Source organism: Sporosarcina sp. NCCP-2222 (genome assembly GCF_023168145.1).
In the GTDB taxonomy this organism is placed as follows: Bacteria; Bacillota; Bacilli; order Bacillales_A; family Planococcaceae; genus Sporosarcina.
Genome location: NZ_BQYK01000002.1, coordinates 397,348 through 415,140 on the forward strand (window position 1 = coordinate 397,348; position 17,793 = coordinate 415,140).

The 17,793-nt window shown below is 46.5% G+C and carries 18 protein-coding genes; 1 reads left to right on the plus strand and 17 read right to left on the minus strand.

The genetic code is table 11. The features are described from left to right. The 9 genes from NCCP2222_RS06010 to NCCP2222_RS06050 all read right to left on the minus strand — a co-directional run. Nucleotides 1–509, minus strand: a 509-nt coding sequence (locus tag NCCP2222_RS06010) for a metallophosphoesterase (RefSeq protein WP_483882513.1), incomplete at its 3' end; no start/stop codon positions are given. A gap of 4 nt (nt 510–513) precedes the next feature. Further along, a complete protein-coding gene (phnE, locus tag NCCP2222_RS06015) occupies nt 514–1,305 on the minus strand; it encodes a phosphonate ABC transporter, permease protein PhnE (RefSeq protein ID WP_248510530.1) in 792 nt (263 codons plus the stop codon). After that, nucleotides 1,302–2,090, minus strand: a complete 789-nt coding sequence (phnE, locus tag NCCP2222_RS06020; protein WP_248510532.1) for a phosphonate ABC transporter, permease protein PhnE — start codon at nt 2,088–2,090, stop codon at nt 1,302–1,304. The genes phnE (NCCP2222_RS06015) and phnE (NCCP2222_RS06020) overlap by 4 nt, the downstream gene beginning before the upstream one ends. Beyond that, nucleotides 2,090–2,896: a phosphonate ABC transporter ATP-binding protein gene (phnC, locus tag NCCP2222_RS06025; protein ID WP_248510534.1), complete on the minus strand. Its 807-nt coding sequence runs from the start codon at nt 2,894–2,896 to the stop codon at nt 2,090–2,092. The genes phnE (NCCP2222_RS06020) and phnC overlap by 1 nt, the downstream gene beginning before the upstream one ends. A 20-nt stretch (nt 2,897–2,916) precedes the next feature. Next, nucleotides 2,917–4,395, minus strand: a complete 1,479-nt coding sequence (locus NCCP2222_RS06030; RefSeq protein ID WP_248510536.1) for a bifunctional metallophosphatase/5'-nucleotidase — start codon at nt 4,393–4,395, stop codon at nt 2,917–2,919. Nucleotides 4,396–4,517: 122 nt separating this feature from the next. Continuing rightward, nucleotides 4,518–5,453, minus strand: coding sequence for a phosphate/phosphite/phosphonate ABC transporter substrate-binding protein (gene phnD / locus NCCP2222_RS06035; RefSeq protein ID WP_248510538.1), 936 nt, complete (start codon nt 5,451–5,453; stop codon nt 4,518–4,520). Nucleotides 5,454–5,838: 385 nt separating this feature from the next. Beyond that, on the minus strand, nt 5,839–6,690 hold the full coding sequence (locus NCCP2222_RS06040; protein ID WP_248510541.1) for a dimethylarginine dimethylaminohydrolase family protein: 852 nt from the start codon (nt 6,688–6,690) through the stop codon (nt 5,839–5,841). Between the two features lie 65 nt (nt 6,691–6,755). Continuing rightward, complete coding sequence (locus NCCP2222_RS06045) at nt 6,756–7,031, minus strand: hypothetical protein (protein ID WP_248510543.1); 276 nt, start codon at nt 7,029–7,031, stop codon at nt 6,756–6,758. Between the two features lie 32 nt (nt 7,032–7,063). Further along, nucleotides 7,064–7,588, minus strand: a complete 525-nt coding sequence (locus NCCP2222_RS06050; protein WP_248510544.1) for a methylated-DNA--[protein]-cysteine S-methyltransferase — start codon at nt 7,586–7,588, stop codon at nt 7,064–7,066. Nucleotides 7,589–7,677: 89 nt separating this feature from the next. Here NCCP2222_RS06050 and NCCP2222_RS06055 point away from each other — a divergent pair, with 89 nt between their 5' ends. Then, nucleotides 7,678–8,577, plus strand: coding sequence for a DNA-3-methyladenine glycosylase family protein (locus NCCP2222_RS06055; RefSeq protein WP_282570670.1), 900 nt, complete (start codon nt 7,678–7,680; stop codon nt 8,575–8,577). Between the two features lie 288 nt (nt 8,578–8,865). Here NCCP2222_RS06055 and NCCP2222_RS06060 read toward each other — a convergent pair whose 3' ends face one another. The 8 genes from NCCP2222_RS06060 to desA all read right to left on the minus strand — a co-directional run bounded on the left by NCCP2222_RS06060 (nt 8,866) and on the right by desA (nt 17,727). Further along, the gene (locus NCCP2222_RS06060; protein ID WP_248510549.1) at nt 8,866–10,179 is read right to left on the minus strand and encodes a D-serine ammonia-lyase; all 1,314 of its coding nucleotides are present in this window, start codon (nt 10,177–10,179) and stop codon (nt 8,866–8,868) included. Nucleotides 10,180–10,223: 44 nt separating this feature from the next. Next, nucleotides 10,224–11,084 carry a D-alanyl-D-alanine carboxypeptidase family protein gene (locus NCCP2222_RS06065; protein ID WP_248510551.1) on the minus strand — a complete coding sequence of 287 codons (861 nt, stop codon included), beginning with the start codon at nt 11,082–11,084 and terminating at the stop codon, nt 10,224–10,226. A 559-nt stretch (nt 11,085–11,643) separates the two neighbouring features. Continuing rightward, nucleotides 11,644–12,462, minus strand: a complete 819-nt coding sequence (gene kynA, locus NCCP2222_RS06070) for a tryptophan 2,3-dioxygenase (RefSeq protein WP_248510554.1) — start codon at nt 12,460–12,462, stop codon at nt 11,644–11,646. Next, a complete protein-coding gene (gene kynB / locus NCCP2222_RS06075; RefSeq protein ID WP_248510557.1) occupies nt 12,459–13,091 on the minus strand; it encodes an arylformamidase in 633 nt (210 codons plus the stop codon). The genes kynA and kynB overlap by 4 nt, the downstream gene beginning before the upstream one ends. Beyond that, complete coding sequence (gene kynU, locus NCCP2222_RS06080) at nt 13,088–14,359, minus strand: kynureninase (RefSeq protein ID WP_248510559.1); 1,272 nt, start codon at nt 14,357–14,359, stop codon at nt 13,088–13,090. Before kynU ends, kynB begins: the two co-directional genes overlap by 4 nt. Nucleotides 14,360–14,808: 449 nt before the next feature. Beyond that, nucleotides 14,809–15,420, minus strand: a complete 612-nt coding sequence (locus tag NCCP2222_RS06085) for a response regulator transcription factor (RefSeq protein WP_248510562.1) — start codon at nt 15,418–15,420, stop codon at nt 14,809–14,811. Then, nucleotides 15,417–16,553, minus strand: a complete 1,137-nt coding sequence (locus NCCP2222_RS06090) for a sensor histidine kinase (RefSeq protein WP_248510564.1) — start codon at nt 16,551–16,553, stop codon at nt 15,417–15,419. The genes NCCP2222_RS06085 and NCCP2222_RS06090 overlap by 4 nt, the downstream gene beginning before the upstream one ends. 121 nt (nt 16,554–16,674) lie before the next feature. After that, entirely contained in the window at nt 16,675–17,727 is a 1,053-nt protein-coding gene (gene desA / locus NCCP2222_RS06095; RefSeq protein ID WP_248510566.1) for a Delta(5) desaturase DesA, read from the minus strand. Between the last annotated feature and the right edge of the window lie 66 nt (nt 17,728–17,793).

Here is a 17,793-nt window from a genome sequence, read left to right on the forward strand (position 1 = left end):
ATGCCAGCGATGTGGGCAGGTTCTTCCCAATTCGGTATATAGGGTGTGGTCAAGCCGATAATGCCCACTCTCACGCCGCCTACTGTTTGAATCGTGTACGGCTGGCCGAAGTAAGGCTCACCCGTCTTTTCATCTAGCAGATTAGCGGACAGCCATGGAAAGTCCGCTTGCTTCACAATTTGTTTCAGCACATCTGTCCCATAATTAAATTCATGATTTCCGAACACCGCTGCATGGTATCCTAGTGCATTCGCAGCTTGGATGATTGGGTTTGGACGGTCGCCCGCCATTTTGATTGCATGATAGGCAAGCGGGGTTCCTTGTATTAAATCTCCGTTATCAATCAGCAGCACATTTTCATGTGTGTCTCGTTCCCGCTTAATGAGCGTTGCGATTTTTGCGAGGCCAACCTGTTCGGTTTGATTGCTCCCATAGTTGAGTGGAAAGATGTTTCCATGTATATCGCTTGTTTCCAGCAGGATAATTTCCAATGGGTTGTTCATTGCCATCCTCCTATACTAATCTCTGGCGCAATTTACCTGAAATGATATCAATGACAGTGACCATGACGATAATGCCGAGTAAAATGATTCCGACCCGATCCCAAGCACGGGCATTCAGCGCAAAAATAAGAGGTGTTCCGATTCCGCCCGCGCCGACCAATCCGAGGATTGTCGCGTAACGGACCGCAATTTCAAAACGGTACAGCGTATAGGATAAGAATTCCGGAACTAGTTGCGGCAATGTCGCGAAGAACAACACATTCGCCTTATTCCCTCCTGCTGCCACGACGGATTCCGTCGGTCCGTGATCCATCGCTTCAATCGACTCACTATAGAACTTGGCCAGCATACCGATCGCCCCGACACCTAGCGCAAGAATTCCTGCGAATGAACCGGGACCGACCATTTTAATGAACATGAGGGCCAAAATAATATCCGGAAATGTGCGGATGGCTGATGATACAAACTTACCAGATGAGGACACAATCTTCTTCTGTCCTCTTGAACGCGCAGCCCAGAAGCCGAACGGAATACTCAGCAAGCTGGACATGATTGTACCGAGAATGGCTATCGCCAACGTTTCCACGAGGAGAGAAATCAAGTCCTCCCCTTCTCCTGTCCAGACATAGCCCCAATCCGGGTGCGTGAAGCCTTCCACGATCGATTGGACCGTCTGCCAAGCAGTTGCTTTAATGCCGTTGAATGAAATTCCCGCGAAAGCCCAGACGAAAATCGCAAGGACGACGAGAATCGTAATAATGGTTTTTGCCCGATTTCCTTTTGGCGGTTTTGGTAATGTCATAGCAGCTTTTCCCTCACTTTATTACTCACATAATCAATTGCCAGTACGACAACGAAAATGATTAGGATAATGACAGCTACGCGATCGTAGCGGACTTGGCTCAATGCGCGTTGAAGGAAAATACCGATACCGCCCGCACCGATATATCCAAGGACAGCGGATGCCCGGATGTTGATTTCAAATGCGAATAAAACATAATTCCAGTAATAGCTGATAACTTGCGGGATGACACCATACCGCATAATTTCGAGGCGGTTGGCACCACTGGATTTAAGTGCTTCAATCGGGCCTTCGTCAATCGTTTCAATGGATTCGAAAAACAGTTTTGACACCATACCGAAAGAGAAGATGGCCAGCGCGATAATCCCGGCAAACGGACCAATGCCGAAGACGGCAACGAAAACCGCCGCAAGCAACAATTCCGGAATGGTCCGGATAATGTTCATCAAGAAACGCAAAACACTGCTGATGGCTTTGTTGGACTCCATATTCCGCGCCACATAAAGCGAAAATGGAAAGGCGAGGAGTGCCCCAAATGCCGTACCCAAAATGGCCATCCGGATCGTTTCGACCAATGGACCCAGTACGATACTGACATAGGACCAGTCCGGTCGGCTCATTTGATCTAATATGTAACCTGCCTGGCCTACGTTCATAAACAACTGCCAAAAATCAACGTCGGTAATGACGGCACTTGTAATAATGATAATTAACAGCATGGCCAGCGTTGTAAAAAACTTAACTTTACCTGTCTTTTTCGGAAGGGTCGTCTGATTTGGTATCATCATGCTTCCCCCTTATTGTCCTCTTCTTCGAGAATCGCTTCCCCGTAAATAGCGCGCAATGTGCTATCAGTCGCTTCAGCTGTCGGGCCGTCAAAGACCAGCTCGCCGCCGCGTAAGCCGATGATCCGGTCACCGTATTTCCGGGCAAGTTCGATGGAGTGAAGATTCACGAGAACCGTGATGCCTAGATCCCGGTTAATGCGCAGCAAGTCATCCATTACCCGTTCCGTTGTAATTGGATCGAGCGAAGCGACTGGTTCGTCCGCTAAGATGATTTTTGGTTCCTGTGCTAATGCCCGGGCAATGGAAACACGCTGCTGCTGACCGCCTGAAAGCTGGTCGGCCCGTGTATAGACTTTTTCTGCCAAGTTGACGCGCTTTAACGCCTCATAAGCGATTTCTTTATCCTTTTTCGGGAAGATGCCGAGAATCATGTTAAGTGTTGAATGATAGGCGACGCGCCCGGTCAGGACATTTCGCAAAACGGAAGACCGTTTCACGAGGTTAAAGCTTTGGAAAATCATGCCGATGTTTCGGCGAATCTCACGGAGCGATTTCCCTTTTGCCCGCGTGATGGATTGACCATCAATAATGATGTCTCCGCTCGTAATCTCATTCAGCCGGTTGATGGAGCGCAGCATCGTACTTTTCCCTGCTCCTGACAATCCGATAACGATGACGAATTCACCTTGCCCAATGGAAAGATTTAGGTCTTTCAGGCCCTGAACACCGTTCGGGTATGTTTTATTCACATTGACCAATTGAATGACTGGCCGCTGTTCTGCAATTGCTTGTGTAGTTGCCATCCTTTGTTCTCCTGACTATTTTAATAAATTCTTTTATACTGGTGGGTTTGGACAGGCAATGTAATGTGACCGTTCAATGCAAGCACTGCCACGATATCCGGAATGTAAATCATAATTTCATTCGTAATGGCATGTTTCGGGAAAATGCGGATTCCTTCGCCTATTGTTTTGTAATGGTTGCAAACGAAAGTGACCATTTCCTCTTCCTGCAACGCACATCCGTTCACTTCTAACTGACATACCTGTCCATCTTCAATGGAATAGGTCAGCCCCTTCCACATATCCGACCCGGATGCGCCATGTTCTTTACGATTCGGCGTCAGACGTCCGACCTCTGTAAGTTGAAAATAAGAGGACGCCCGCAGCAACGATTCTTTCAGCTCTTTTCCAGTCATTCGAAGGACTGCAAAGGTACATGGAAATGTATAATTCTTCATGAGTTGCTTCATCGTAACTAATCCGTCTAATGCATCTGTTTCATATAGGGAAATAGCAGAGATCTCTTCCCCTGTAACTGTTTGTTGAATGCTATGCAGCAAATCGGTTATCGGCCGATCCAGGTAGCTTGCCACTGGCCGATTAAGCCATTCCGTTGACTCTTGCAGCCAAGGCGCTGCCTGATCGAGCATTTCTTTGTCTTCAGGAGTATCCTCCATGCTGATCAAGTCCACCTGCCGATTCTTCACTTTCCAACAATCGTTCTCGTCTCGTTCCACATTAAAAGAGAGTTCACCGACATGGCTGCCTCTTGATCCTGGTTGCAAAACCGGCACTTCGCCTACGAATCCGCAGAGCACTTTATGCTGATGGCCCGCGATGACTCCATCGATGTCTTTCACTTCCGCAGCCAAGCGGTAAGCTACGTTTTCACCTGTCTGGTACTCTGTAGGCAGCCCGGTAGCCAAGTCACGCTCAGTACCTCCATGATACGAGAGAAGCAGAATATCAACTTGCGGCCGCAAATGCGCCGCCCACTGATGAGCGGTTTGAATCGGGTCTAAAAAGGCAAGCCCCGGAATGTTGCCGGCATGCTCCCATCTCGGGATGTAATCGGTGAGTAGCCCGATAATGCCGATTTTCACACCGTTCCGCTCTATTATGGTATACGGTTTCCAAATGGGGGCATGGGTCTGTTGGTCAATGACGTTGGCGGCTATGTATGGGAAAGACATTTGCTGCACGCTTTTCTCTAGGTGGGGGAGTCCATAATTGAATTCGTGGTTGCCTGGAACAGCGGCATCATATTGCATCGAATTCATGGTGGTAATCAAGGGGTTTTGCGTCCAGCGATGTTGATTTAAATAAAGAAAGGTCGCAAATGCGGAGCCTTCCAAAAAATCCCCGTTGTCGATGAGAATAATGTTGTCACCGCTCCCTCTTCTATCTTTCACATACGTAGAGACACGGCTTAAACCTGTTGGTGTGGGATGGCCCGACAATTCATCTGCAGCTTGGATATAGCCATGGACGTCACTCGTAGCCAGAATGGATATTTTCATAGAGGTGCCTCACTTTCTAAGCTGATTGCCATAGGGAGTATTCCATAATTTCTTCATTTACACGCAATAAAACCCGAAATTAGAGAAAAGGGATGTTAATCTAACATCCCCTTTCCTCACCATTATTGACCTACAAGTTTACCATACTCGCGGATTACGTCGTAGTTGCTGTCATCAGCCTCAACGTAACCGACATGTCCATAAAGGGCACGGACAATCTCACGGCCATCTTCGGATTCACCGATTGCGATAAATGCTTTACGGATTTTCTCAATCCATTCTTTATCCATATCTGTACGGACAGCAATTGCATCGTTCGGAATACGGGCTTCTGTAAAGAAGGAATCCAAATCCTCGTGGATATTCGGGTAGTCTTTCATTAATAAGTTACGTCCATCTTCGAAACTGAAAGCAGCATCCGCATCGCCATTGATAACCGATAGGATCGCATTGTCGATCCCGTTCACTGTTACAAAGTTCACATCACGATCCACATCGATGCCAGCTTTGATCATTTCAGCAACTGGGAAGACGTAACCACTAGCTGATACGACATCCTGAGAAGCAATTGTTTTGCCTTTCAAGTCCTCATAGCTTTTAATTCCGCTATCCTTTTTGAAGATGATCTGTCCGCGGAATGAAGATACTTTGTTGTCCTCATCCGGTTGACCGCCAGGTTGTTTTACACCATATAGTTCAGATTGCAGGATCGCCTCTGCTGCACCGCGGTCCTTAGCCAAAACGTATGCGTTTGGAGGCATGATACCGAGGTCGATCTGCTTAGAAGCCATTGCCTCAATAATCGTGCTGTAGTCAGTTGAAACGCTCACTTCAACAGGAATTCCGAGTTCTTTTGATAATAGATCTGCTAATGGCTTTGCTTTTGCTTCCGCTGTATTTTCTGATTTTGTTGGAACGAATTGAACACGCAGTGTTTGTGGTACAAACGCTTCGTCCCCTTTTTTACTCTTATTGTTATCTGGTGTTTCCGATTTGCCGCACGCCGCTAACAAGACAAGCATGAACGCAGCCAAACATAAAAGAGCCTTCTTCTTCATTTCCGTATTCTCCTTTGATGCTGATAGTCAATAGCTATACGACTTTTCTAATGCCCTTAATAATCGTAAAGGACTATTGTTAAGTAAATATTAACGAAACGTTTTTTTAATGTAAAACCTTTTTTCACACATATAAAAAGTCTAACTTTTTAATAAATTAAATATATAGTTGCCATGTTTCCACGGCGAAAAAAAGCTGTCTTAAAGCCTTGATACAACTGCATTGTACATATATTGGAACTGTATTATTTTTCAACTTACGTAAAATCATACCCTTAATGTATATTAAAAAGAGAAAAGAGAGTAAAAAACTGTATAGTCTATTATTACTAATCAAACAAGAAAAAACCTCACATCAAGGTGAGGTTCATTCAAGCTACATATATTATTTTCGTTCCACTGGCATCGAGCAACATCTAAAGGAACCGCCCGATTTGATAATTTCTGAAAAATCGATTTCAATAACGTTAAAACCGTGTTGCTGCAAAGCCGCATTTATCTCTTTATTCTGAGACAAGCTGAATACTTTTCCGTTTCCAATCGAGAGCACGTTTGTCCCCATTGTAAACTGTTCTTCTTCATTCACTTCGATCAGTTCATAAGAAGCCGCTAGTTCCTTCACAGTTTCCGGGTCAAATGCCGGGGGAAAAATAAGTGCCTTGTTAGGCGATACAATATTGAATACACAATCCAAGTGCAAATACTTCTCATTGAACGGAATCTTTTTTATGTCGTAGCCAGACAGTTTCTGCTCTAATTGCTTGACCGCTTCTTCGGATGTCCGGCTGCTTATGCCAATGTAGACGGTATCCCGATCGACAATGACATCCCCGCCTTCTACACGGCTCGTTGTCACCTGATAAGGAATGCTTTGTGCTGTCAGCCAATCTTCCAAGAAGGTTTCTTCGCCTTTACGGATATCCGTTGCAAGTTCTGCTACAAATACTGTTTCTCCTATTGTAAAACCGATATCACGTGTAAATACTTGTTCTGGATATTCAGGAGAAGCAGGAAGCTTGATCACATCAACTCCATGTTCCTTCAGCAGCTTTTCAAACTCGGCATGCTGCTTCATGGCACGATGTTGATTGATATCTTCTGTTTCGTATTTCTTTTGTACTTCGTTAATCGCCTCTTCGATTGCCATGAATTTTGGCTGGCAAAGGATGACCCGGCATAAACGGTCGTATTCTGTATCACATTTCGTTTGAATTTGTTTATTTACATGAGCTTCCATCACATATGCCTCCAGTAACTAAAGTCTTTCTTTCCTTTCCCTTTCGTTACTGGCAACAAACATGGTTAAGAACCCTTTTCCTGGTCGGACATGAGCGGATAATCAGAAATAGGTTCTGCAAATGGCGGCATCAGCTCGCTTGAAGCCAAACCAGATGTCCCTGAATTCCGTATTTTCCGGATGACTAATTCAGAATCCTTCATTTCCACTTCTACCGTTTCACCTAAGATCACCTGCAAATAATCCAACATTTCTTCGCTTAATGTGACTGCGAACGTATCATTGGCTCGTATGATTCGCTGAGGTGAAAATTTCGGGGCATTCCCCTTCCATTGATCCATCCAATCCCCTCCTACCTCTCATCGTAGCCAATTCATGCCTCAGCCATACTCAGCATTCCGCCTGCTTCCTCTAGCAATAGCAGTCTTTCTTTCATCTCCAGCCCTCCGCGAAAGCCTGTCAACTTACCGTTCTTGCCGATTACTCGATGGCACGGAACTACAATCAAGATTGGGTTAGCACCAATTGCTCCGCCAACAGCACGGACTGCCTTTGTCTTTCCAATCAACTCAGCAATTTCCGCATAGTTCTTCGTCACTCCATAAGGAATCTGCTGTAACGCATTCCAGACTTCTTGCTGAAAGGATGTTCCATGAAGATCCACAGGCATGGAAAACTCCTTCAAGGAACCATCCATATAGTCGGCAAGCTCCTTCATCCAGGGGGCGAGTTTCTCTGGGTTTTCATGTAAGACTGCTTGTGGCAGCCTCTTCTTCTGCCATAGCGCCAGCTCCTCAAACGATGCTTGATCCGGGCTAATAAAACAAATCCCTTTTTCCGTTGCCGCCAGTATCATTTGCCAATCGCGGTACCTGAAGTTTGTCCAATACATATCCATCCTGCTTCCTCCTCCGCCTCTTTTTTTTCATTATATCTAATACGTCCTGTTCTATCTATGTTACAACTAAATATAGAGGAGGAATGGGAATGGAGCAATATGACGAAATTCAAATACCAGTACCAGCAGAATTCAGTTTTCATCAAAATATGAAGTACTTAATGGATGCGGGAAATGAATGCATGTATGAAGTGGAAGATGGCCATATTCGACGGGCACTTTCGATTCCTGGCGAAGCACCGGTTTTCATTGATATCAGCGATGCTGGAACTGATGGCTTGCTCGTCAAAATATGGGGAGCAGCGGACGATACGACAATTCAGAAAGTGCAGCATTATGTAACAGACTGGTTCGACTTAGAAACCGATTTGCGTCCATTCTATGCAATGGCACAGGAAGATCGCTATTTGCAAAAGGCCATAGAGCAATTTTACGGCTTGCGCAATATGGGTATTCCTGATTTTTTCGAAGCGGTCAGCTGGGGAATAATCGGCCAGCAAATTAATTTAGCTTTCGCTTTCACACTAAAACGCCGATTTGTAGAGACTTTCGGATCCTCTATAGAATGGCAAGGCAAGCGATATTGGCTTTTTCCTACACCCGAAACGATTGCCGCGCTGTCAGTAGAAGAGCTGGTCCCTTTACAAATGACACAGCGGAAAAGTGAGTATCTGATCGGAGTTGCCCGGCTGATTGTTGAAGGGAGTCTTACTAAGGAAGCGTTACAAGCTGCGGGTTCCTTTAAGGATGCTGAGAAATTGTTAACTGCTGTGCGTGGTATTGGCCCTTGGACTGCGAATTACGTGCTCATGCGCTGCCTGCGCTCGCCGAATGCGTTTCCGCTTGCCGATGTCGGACTGCTGAATGCTATAAAGTATCTTGATAACTTGGATGAAAAGCCGAGCCGCGAGGAGCTATTACGTCTTGCTGTACCGTGGGCTGATTGGGAATCCTATGCCACTTTCTATCTATGGCGGTTTTTGTATTGAAGCAGGATGTTAAGGTTATTTATTGCCAGACAAAAAAGCTACAGACAGCGGAGTTTAGTAAGTAGATTTCCCACACCTCATCATTCGATGTATTTAGTGAGCATTCACTCTTTATCGTGGAAATAATTTATTTCCCGCAACCGAAAGTACACGGCAATACACCACTGAAATATTGATTTAACAAGCTTTCTCAATTAAAATCCTAGGGAAATAATTTCATTTCTCTGTCGATTTCCCGGGAAATAAATCGAAAGGGAACTCCATTTCCCGGAGTTCCCTTCTCTTTGCTTAAAGTTCTTTGCCAATCCCGTAGTAATGAGCCATTTCGCTCTCTGGCACCATTCCGCCGCCCGTTGCCCAAACAAGATGTGTCGCATTCGGATGATCAGCATCTTGTACTTTATTGTTAATAGTTTGAATGGGGCCTGTCATGCCGGCTAATCCAGATGGTTCAAGACGGATTCCCTCTGCATCGGCAAGCATAGCGAGGAGCCGGAACATCGTCTGATCCGCTATTGTGTAGCACCCTTCAATAAGAGGCGCCATCGTCTTCCCGACAAAACCGGACGGTCTTCCTACTGCGAGGCCATCTGCTACTGTTTTATTATCCAGCCCAATGTCATTCACAGCAATTTCCTCATGCAATCCAGTCATCATGCCGAGGAGCATGCAAGGGGAATGGGTGGGCTCGGCAAAGAAGCAATGGACATGATCTCCGAATGCCCTTTTCAAACCAAATGCAACGCCGCCCGGGCCGCCGCCGACACCGCACGGCAAATAGACGAATAGCGGGTGATCCTTGTCCACTTGAATGTCATGCTCTTTCAGTTGAGCGGCTACGCGTTCTCCAGCAACTGCATACCCGAGGAAGAGATCAATGGAATTTTCATCATCGACAAAGTGACAGAGCGGATCGGCTTCCGCCTGCTTACGTCCTTCCTCAACCGCCTTGCTGTAGTCGTCTGCATACTCGACTACCGTTACTCCCTTTTCCCGCAGCATGTCCTTTTTCCACTGCTTCGCATCCGCTGACATATGGACCGTTACATTGAATCCAAGCTTCGCACTCATAATTCCAATACTGAGGCCTAGATTGCCTGTGGAACCTACCGCAATTTTATGTTTAGCCAGCTCATTACGCAGTTCTGGTTCGTCAAATTTACTATAGTTGTCTCCTTCTGTAATCAATCCTTTATCAAGCGCAATGGTTTCTGCATGCTTCAGTACTTCATAAATACCGCCACGTGCCTTGATTGATCCTGAAATAGGCAATGCATTGTCCTCTTTCAAATAAAGCTTGCCTGGAATGTTAGCTTCGTAGGCTTCTCCAAGTGATTTTGCCATCGCTGGAATCTTGGTCAACGGAGACTCAATGATCCCTTGAGCGGGAGCTGTTTCTGGAAACACCTTCGCAATATATGGAGCAAATCGCATTAAACGCCCGCTCGCTTCCTGCACCGCAGCGTCAGAGATACCGGATTGCTTGATCCCTTCTTGAGCCGGGCCGCTCTCCGAATTCAGCCATAATACTTCTTTTTCCCCGATTAACTCCTGAATCAGTGGATAGTTTTTTACTAATTGAGCACGTTGCACTTCGTTCATCCTGACACCGCCTGCTAGATTATTTTTCCTTAGTATAGCATGGCTTATTTCAAGACGTACTTATCGAGCAATTGCCGTGTTATTTCGAATCGGGATGGGCCGCTTTCATTCCGATCCTCTGCAGCCCCCATCACGACGGTGATGATTCGTCTGCCATTAAATACACCCGTACTCGCAAAACAGGAGCCCGCTCCTTCTGTGTAGCCTGTTTTCAGCCCATCGATTCCACTCATCGCAAACGGCATTCCCGGGAGCATGGCATTCGTATTCCAACGCACAACTCCTTCTCTCGTTGTAAAATCGGTCAACTTCGTATAGTCCAGCACTTCGGGATGATCGTTAAGTAACAACTGTGCGAGTGCCGCTACATCTCTCGCCGATGCTCTATTCGTCTCCTCTTCATCCAGACCGGTTGCATTAACGAAATGAGCCGATTGCAAGCCAAATTCTTCGGCTTTTGCATTCATCGCCTCAACAAACGCATCTTCGGATCCGCTTACCACTTCCGCCAAAGCAATGGCTGCATCATTAGCCGACAGGACGGTCATCGCCGTAAATAACTCCTGAACGGAATATGTATGGGATGAAGACATGCCGAGTGTCACCATTTGTGGATCCGCAGTCTTTTGGAAGACTTCAGCAGATGGTTGATAAAGTGTATCCCAATTAATGCGTCCGCTTTTAATGGCATCCAGCACAATATATTGTGTCATCATCTTAGACATGCTCGCAATCGGCAAAGACTCTTTGGAATTCATTTCATATAAAATCTTATTTGTCTCGACATCTACTACAATGGCCGCTTTCGCCCCCACACCGGGCATCTCTTCTTTCGCGGTTTGTTCTTTTTGAAAGTAAAAGAAAGCAAGTAAAATGACCGTTACTAGCACCAGTAATTTTTTCATAAGACATCCCCCCTATTCATTTACCTCTATCATCCCTGACAATCATGAAGAATTATGCATTGCCATTCTGAAGAATTTCTTAAGATAAGCAAATTCGCCTTCTATCAACCGCACACACCTCTAAGTTCTCCTCGGAATACTGTAAGAGTAATGACACTTCAAACTCAGGGAACCCTGAGGACAAACTCGTACGACCATTTTTGGTCTACTGCGGGAAGGTGATGCATATTTCATTGTATACAGATGTTCTTTCTTGAAAGGAAATCAGACAGAAAGGAAGGATGCTCAGCTCAATGAATACGAAGGATTGCCGATACCTGTCCAGGAACAGGCAAATCTCATGCATGAATGGTATTCCCAGAGTGGGGCAATGAGCTGAAACGGTTCGAGGAGGGGTTCCTACGGTCGAAGCTCTTAAAATTCGGCAAGTTCATTGCCAGCTCGTCCTCTATAAGAACTAGGAAGGGCAGTTTGAAAAAGTAATGAAAGGGTAGCACCTTTACGAATTCCCATAATGATAAAGCTGCCTCCTCGATAACGGGGAGACAGCTTTTTTCGATTATAGTTTGGTCCGCACATCCCAGAGTTCCGGGAAGAATTGATGTTCCAGCATCTGCTTTAAATAACTGACACCCGACGAACCGCCGGTGCCTGTCTTGAAGCCGATAATTCGCTCTACGGTTTTCATGTGGCGGAATCGCCACTGCTGATGGCTGTCTTCAATATCAACGAGCTTTTCAGCCAGCTGGTACAAATCCCAGTATGTGTCTACGTCACGATATACTTGCAGCCAGGCATCCGCCACGGTCGGATCACCTTGATAGGTAACCGAGTAATCGCGATCCAGCAATTCAGGATTGATTGAAAAACCGGCTCTTGCCAAAGCTCGGATGGCCACGTCGTAAATCCCCGGTGCCTGATAAGCTGCCGTTAACTCTTGGGCGAGTTCAGGATCTTTCTCATAGATTTTCAAAATGTGCGGCTGTTTGAAGCCTAGGGCGAATTCGATTTGTCGATTCTGATAGGACTGGAAGCCTGATGCACGGCCAAGACTTTCGCGAAATTCCATATATTCGGCAGGTGTCAATGTCGCCAATACGTCCCAAGCTTGGATAATTTGCGACTGAACGCGCGACACCCGCGCCAACATTTTAAACGCTTCCGGCAGCTCATCATGCTCAATCGATTCAATCGCCGTATTCAACTCATGCAGAATAAGCTTCATCCAAAGCTCGCTCACCTGGTGAATGACAATGAACAGCATTTCATCATGATGGCCGGACAAACGCTCCTGGCTCGATAACACCTTATCGAGCCGAAGGTACTCCCCATACGTCATATTTTCTTTAAAATCGGTGTGAATCCCCTTTTCCGTCATGCACGCCACTTCCTTACGACAGCACGGACCGGGCTTCCATCGGCACCTTGAAGAGGGAGCGGCAGTGCAATTAATTCATAATCGCCAGGCTCCACTTCGTCCAGCACAATGTTCTCTAAAATCAAAACGCCGTTCGCATGTAGAGAATGATGAGCGTCCAGCGTCTTGCTCGGTTCCGGATCAACGGATGGCGTGTCGACACCGATCAGCTTGACGCCCCGTTCTTGCAGCAACGGGCCGATATCCGCACGCAATACTGTGTAGGTATCCGGAAACACATCAGGACTCGGACGGCTTCCCGTTTTCAATAAAATGCGGCATGCCCCGCCAAAGTCGATGGTCTCAAGATCCGAACGGCCGACGCTTTCAAGGCCAGTCACATCAATAACCCTGGCTTTTCCGATATACACATCAATCGGGAGCTCATCCACCTTTGCCCCCTCATCATCGTAATGGAACGGGGCGTCAATATGCGTTCCCATATGAGTGCTCGTAGTCAACTTGCCAATGTTAACGGAACCCGTAAACTCTTTAATAAAACGCACCTCATAGGTGAACGGCGTGTCTCCCGGCCATTCTGCAATGCCATTATGAAGCGGCTGCGAAATATCGATCCATTTCTCTGTCATGCAACGACTCCCCTTTTATTCTCAAATTGTTCGTAGCGCTTTTCTTCCATGATAGTTTTCAGCTTTTGCACTGTATGCCAAACATCTTCAAACGAATTGTAAAGTGCGACCGGTGCAAGGCGGATGCCGTTTGGCGCTCTGAAGTCCGGTATGACGCCATCCTTTTTCAGCGCCTTGCAAATGCGTGCAGCCTCTGCATGTTCCAATAAAACATGACCACCCCGTATATCATCAGTCGGGTTACCGATGGTAAAGTCATATGCCCCGAGTTCATGCCGGATTAATTCCAACATATAAGACGTCAACTGGAGCGATTTCTGACGGATCGCAGGCATGCCCACTTCCTCAAACATTGTAAGAGACCCAATCAGCGGTGCAAGGCTCAGTACATGAGGCGTGCCGATTTGAAAAGCACCCGCATGCTCCGCGGGATCCATCGTATGCTCCATGTCGAATTGTGATTCCTTTTTAGAGCCGAACCAGCCCGCCAATCCTGGCAGCGTGCCAAAATGCTTTTCATGAATGAACAGGCCACCCACAGATCCAGGCCCGCCGTTTAAATGCTTGTATGTACACCAGAAAGCAAAATCCGTTCCCCATTCATGTAGGGCATGCTCGACCGAACCGACGGAGTGACACAGGTCAAAACCTATTGGAATGTTTCGCTCACGCGCTGCTTTTGTCAGCTTTTCCATGTCAAGAATCTGGCCACTTCGGTAGAGCACCGCAGGGAGAACGATGAGCGCCACTTCGTCCGTCATGGCAGCAATAATATCCTCTTCCTGCAACATCCTTCCATCTCGACTCTTCACACGAATCAAATGCTCATCAGGGTCATACCCCTTCTGCCGCAATTGACTCTGAAGCGCATAAATATCAGAAGGAAAATTCAACTCATCCGCAAGAATCTTTGTCTTCTTGCCTGCAGGCTTATAAAACGTTGACACCAGCTGATGCAGATTGGTTGTCGTCGAGCCTGTCGCAACCGTCTCCTCCGGCTTCCCGCCTACAAGCGAAGCCATCTTTTCGCCCACCTGTTCCGACAAATAAAACCACGGATGCTGCCCTTCCGTCCAGCCATCAATCCCAAGCGTTTTCCACGAATCTAGCAGTGCATGCAACGTCCGCTCCGCTCGTTTAGACAGCAAACCAAGCGAATTCCCATCCATGTAAATGGCATGCGGCAGCACATAAAACTCCTCTTTATAAGCAGCAAGACGGTCTTGCTCATCTAACGTTCTCGCATAAGCTAAAGTCATTGTCTCCATACCCAATCCCCTTTCTCACCTTACTAGAAGAATAGCATATTCGGCACGGCAGAGGGAAAGGCAAGTTGTAAAAATGATCTTTGGGAGAGGTCTGATATGTCGGTTATTGGGATGGCTTGTTCAGCTCAACCGATAAAACAGCTAGCAACAGGGAATGAGTGTCGTCATGCCAAAATACGATGCTTTTATTTATGCCGGTGACGATCGCCTTGCTGGACGATTACGAGTGCTCGTATATCTGAAAGACTGCTCGTATATCTGGTTAATTGCTCGTAAGTGCAGGAGAAGTGCTCGTATCCTTCGAAAGAGTGCTCAAATCATTTATCACGGCAAGTCGCACAGTTCAAATACTGTGCTACCCCTCTCCAGACTACCGAAATACAGCAATTAAAAAACCACTCCCTTGCCTACAGGCTGGAGTGGTGATGGGATCTTCTCAGTCTTGTCAGTCATTTGAACCAGCCTTTTTCCTTAAAGCGGGAAATGGCTTCGATTCGATTGCCGACACCGAGTTTATCGAGAATGGTCGAGATGTAGTTGCGGACGGTGCCCGGTGTTAAGTAAAGTTCGCCGGCGATTTCTTTTGTCGTTTTGCCTTCCGCCACAAGGCCGAGTACTTGGCTTTCACGTTCGGTGAGCGGATTTTCCGTGTCGTCGTCATCGCCATAGGCAATGTCGACGAGCTCGGGAGCATAGATTCGGCGGCCAGCCATGATGGCATGGATGGAAGATACAAGTTCTTCAATCGGACTATCCTTCAGCAAATAGCCTCGTACTTCAGCTTTTCTGGCCCGTTCAAAATAGCCGGCGCGTGCGAAGGTCGTTAAGATGATGATTTTACAATCTTTCCCGCGCAGCATCTCTGCGGCGTCCAACCCTGTTTTTACCGGCATTTCAATATCCAGAATGCAGATGTCCGGGTCGTGGGCGTTGACGAGGGCGACAGCCTCTTCTCCGTTTTTCGCCATGCCGACCACTTCCATATCCTCTTCCATGTTCAGCAAGGAACCGAGCGCCCCTAACATCATTCCCTGGTCCTCCGCAATGACAATACGTATCATTCCGATTTCTCCCCTTCCTGATGAGTGATGACAAGCGGCACACGGATCGTCAGCGTTGTGCCCTCTTCCACTTCCACAGACAAACTACCATTTACAAATTCCAAGCGTTCCGCCATGCCGCGCAGTCCGCTGCCAGTCAATTCTCCTGTCTTCCGGTTCAGCCCCGTTCCGTTGTCCTGGACGACTATCCGAAATTCATTTAAGCGCCGTTCAAAAAGTATGAGACAAGTTGTTGCGCCACTATGCTTGACGATGTTTGTCACCGCTTCCTTCAAGCACATGCTCAAAACGTTTTCCAAGATGACCGGGAGTTCTCCCAGTTGGTTCTCCCCCTCAATCCGACATTCCATTTCAGCCGCTTTAATGATTTGTCTGACTCGGATTAGTTCGTCCTGCAGCTTAGTTGCCCGGATGCCCGCCACCAATTCACGCACTTCTTTCAGTGCAATGCTTGCTGTATGCCGGATGTCATTCAATTCCTTTTCGGCCTCTTCCGGATTTCGGGTGATCAGCCTTCGAGCCAAATCACTTTTCAAACCGATCATGGACAATTTCTGACCGAGAGTATCATGCAAATCGCGCGCAATCCTTTCTCGCTCTTCCAATAAAACCAATTCTGAAATACGCTCCTTCGCATCTTCCAGCTGGCCTTCCAAATTCTCCTTTTTGCCTCGGTAATACAAGTTGAATGGCAATAAAATAACACCGATAACTGTGACGATTATGAAATGCACTTGCGGCAAAAACAAATGGATGTCAATGAAGAATCCTGCCACAATCGCACTAATTGTGAAAAAGATATGTAGGCCATACATGATGAAAAACCCGACCGGCCGGCGGATATTCCCTATGAAAAATGCAGTGAAAATGGAGAAGTATACGTAGCCAAAAAGCAACGTCATCACAATATTGATCACCATTTCAAAGCTGAGCCACATGTAGACCAGTCCAGATTTTGACCTAAAGGAAAAGAAATAGGACAAGAAAAACAGCAGCAATAGGCTGATTCCAATAATCACACTGAGCAGATTCGTGACGCGGAAGATGAAGAAGAACGGCAGCAGGCAAAAGATGACCCATGCGTAAATACTGAGCCACGGGTTTCTCGGAAAGATCGTATACCATTTTTGCATGAGCTGCACCTCGCTTCCGTTGTAACTTCAGTATACCGCACTAACCTGTCCGTCCACAAAAACACTAGAATACACTGCGTTCTTATGAAAACAACCGCCCCTATGAGGAGGCGGCGGCTTTTTACTTGCTGTCGAAACTCGTGCGTTTCGGTTTTAGATCAAGTGACAATGCTGAACGTTTCACCCGATCTTTCACTTCTTTAAAAGTGACAAACGTTTTATGCTCAGGGTCATATAACTTATAGCGCAATGATTCTAAGCTCGTTCGAATTGTAATAGTCGTCGCTCTTTGAAGTGGCGGAGTGGATTCATGCGCCAATTCCAAATTATAATTCGGCACGCGCGGCGCCAAGTGATGAACATGATGGAAACCGATATTTCCGGTTGCCCATTGCAATACTTTCGGAAGCTTATAATATGAGCTTCCTTCAACAGCCGCTTTCACATAATCCCATTCCGACTCTTCCTCGAAATAGGAATCCTCGAATGTATGTTGAATGTAGAACAGCCAAATGCCGAGGGCTGCCGCAACAAACATAATTGAACCTTGCACGATGAGAAACGCTTGCCACCCGACAAGCCAAATCATCAATGCATATAGAGCAACAAGAACTGCGTTCGTCAAATAGGTATTCATCCGTTCTTTTCGGCGAGCATCCTTCCGGTTGAATCGGCTGGAGATCAGGACTAGATAGAGTGGTCCCAAACCAAACATAACAAGTGGATTGCGATAAAACCGATACGCAAAACGTGTCCATTTTGATGCTTCCAAGTACTCTTGAATTGTCAGCACCCAGATATCGCCGACTCCGCGCTTATCCAAATTCGAGCTGGAGGCATGGTGGATCGCATGCTCGCGCTTCCATTGTTCATAAGGAAATAAAGTGAGCACGCCTGTAATCGTGCCAACGATATCATTCGCTTTTTTATTCCTGAAAAATGAACCGTGCGTGCAATCGTGGAAGATGATAAACGTTCGCACAACAAATCCAGCAGCTACGACGGCAATCGCAAAGGTAAGCCAGATGGAGACAGCTAAGCTTTGGTAGGCAAGAAACCAAAGGATAAATATTGGCGGAACGGTATTGATCAACTGAATAATACTCTTTTTCAAGTCTGATTTAGCAAAAGGAGCCACATCTTTATGCAACTGCTTTGTCTTCTCTTTACTCATAGTACGTATCCTCCTCAAATCGGAAGTTTTTTGATACTACCATCGTAAAATGAATGGACTATTGGC

What these genes read in the sequence shown, in the direction of transcription:
- phnE (WP_248510530.1), bottom strand. Translation starts at nt 1,305, where the DNA reads ATGACATTACCAAAACCGCCAAAAGGAAATCGGGCAAAAACCATTATT.
- phnE (WP_248510532.1), bottom strand. Translation starts at nt 2,090, where the DNA reads ATGATACCAAATCAGACGACCCTTCCGAAAAAGACAGGTAAAGTTAAG.
- phnC (WP_248510534.1), bottom strand. Translation starts at nt 2,896, where the DNA reads ATGGCAACTACACAAGCAATTGCAGAACAGCGGCCAGTCATTCAATTG.
- NCCP2222_RS06030 (WP_248510536.1), bottom strand. Translation starts at nt 4,395, where the DNA reads ATGAAAATATCCATTCTGGCTACGAGTGACGTCCATGGCTATATCCAA.
- phnD (WP_248510538.1), bottom strand. Translation starts at nt 5,453, where the DNA reads ATGAAGAAGAAGGCTCTTTTATGTTTGGCTGCGTTCATGCTTGTCTTG.
- NCCP2222_RS06040 (WP_248510541.1), bottom strand. Translation starts at nt 6,690, where the DNA reads ATGGAAGCTCATGTAAATAAACAAATTCAAACGAAATGTGATACAGAA.
- NCCP2222_RS06045 (WP_248510543.1), bottom strand. Translation starts at nt 7,031, where the DNA reads ATGGATCAATGGAAGGGGAATGCCCCGAAATTTTCACCTCAGCGAATC.
- NCCP2222_RS06050 (WP_248510544.1), bottom strand. Translation starts at nt 7,588, where the DNA reads ATGGATATGTATTGGACAAACTTCAGGTACCGCGATTGGCAAATGATA.
- NCCP2222_RS06055 (WP_282570670.1), top strand. Translation starts at nt 7,678, where the DNA reads ATGGAGCAATATGACGAAATTCAAATACCAGTACCAGCAGAATTCAGT.
- NCCP2222_RS06060 (WP_248510549.1), bottom strand. Translation starts at nt 10,179, where the DNA reads ATGAACGAAGTGCAACGTGCTCAATTAGTAAAAAACTATCCACTGATT.
- NCCP2222_RS06065 (WP_248510551.1), bottom strand. Translation starts at nt 11,084, where the DNA reads ATGAAAAAATTACTGGTGCTAGTAACGGTCATTTTACTTGCTTTCTTT.
- kynA (WP_248510554.1), bottom strand. Translation starts at nt 12,462, where the DNA reads ATGACGGAAAAGGGGATTCACACCGATTTTAAAGAAAATATGACGTAT.
- kynB (WP_248510557.1), bottom strand. Translation starts at nt 13,091, where the DNA reads ATGACAGAGAAATGGATCGATATTTCGCAGCCGCTTCATAATGGCATT.
- kynU (WP_248510559.1), bottom strand. Translation starts at nt 14,359, where the DNA reads ATGGAGACAATGACTTTAGCTTATGCGAGAACGTTAGATGAGCAAGAC.
- NCCP2222_RS06085 (WP_248510562.1), bottom strand. Translation starts at nt 15,420, where the DNA reads ATGATACGTATTGTCATTGCGGAGGACCAGGGAATGATGTTAGGGGCG.
- NCCP2222_RS06090 (WP_248510564.1), bottom strand. Translation starts at nt 16,553, where the DNA reads ATGCAAAAATGGTATACGATCTTTCCGAGAAACCCGTGGCTCAGTATT.
- desA (WP_248510566.1), bottom strand. Translation starts at nt 17,727, where the DNA reads ATGAGTAAAGAGAAGACAAAGCAGTTGCATAAAGATGTGGCTCCTTTT.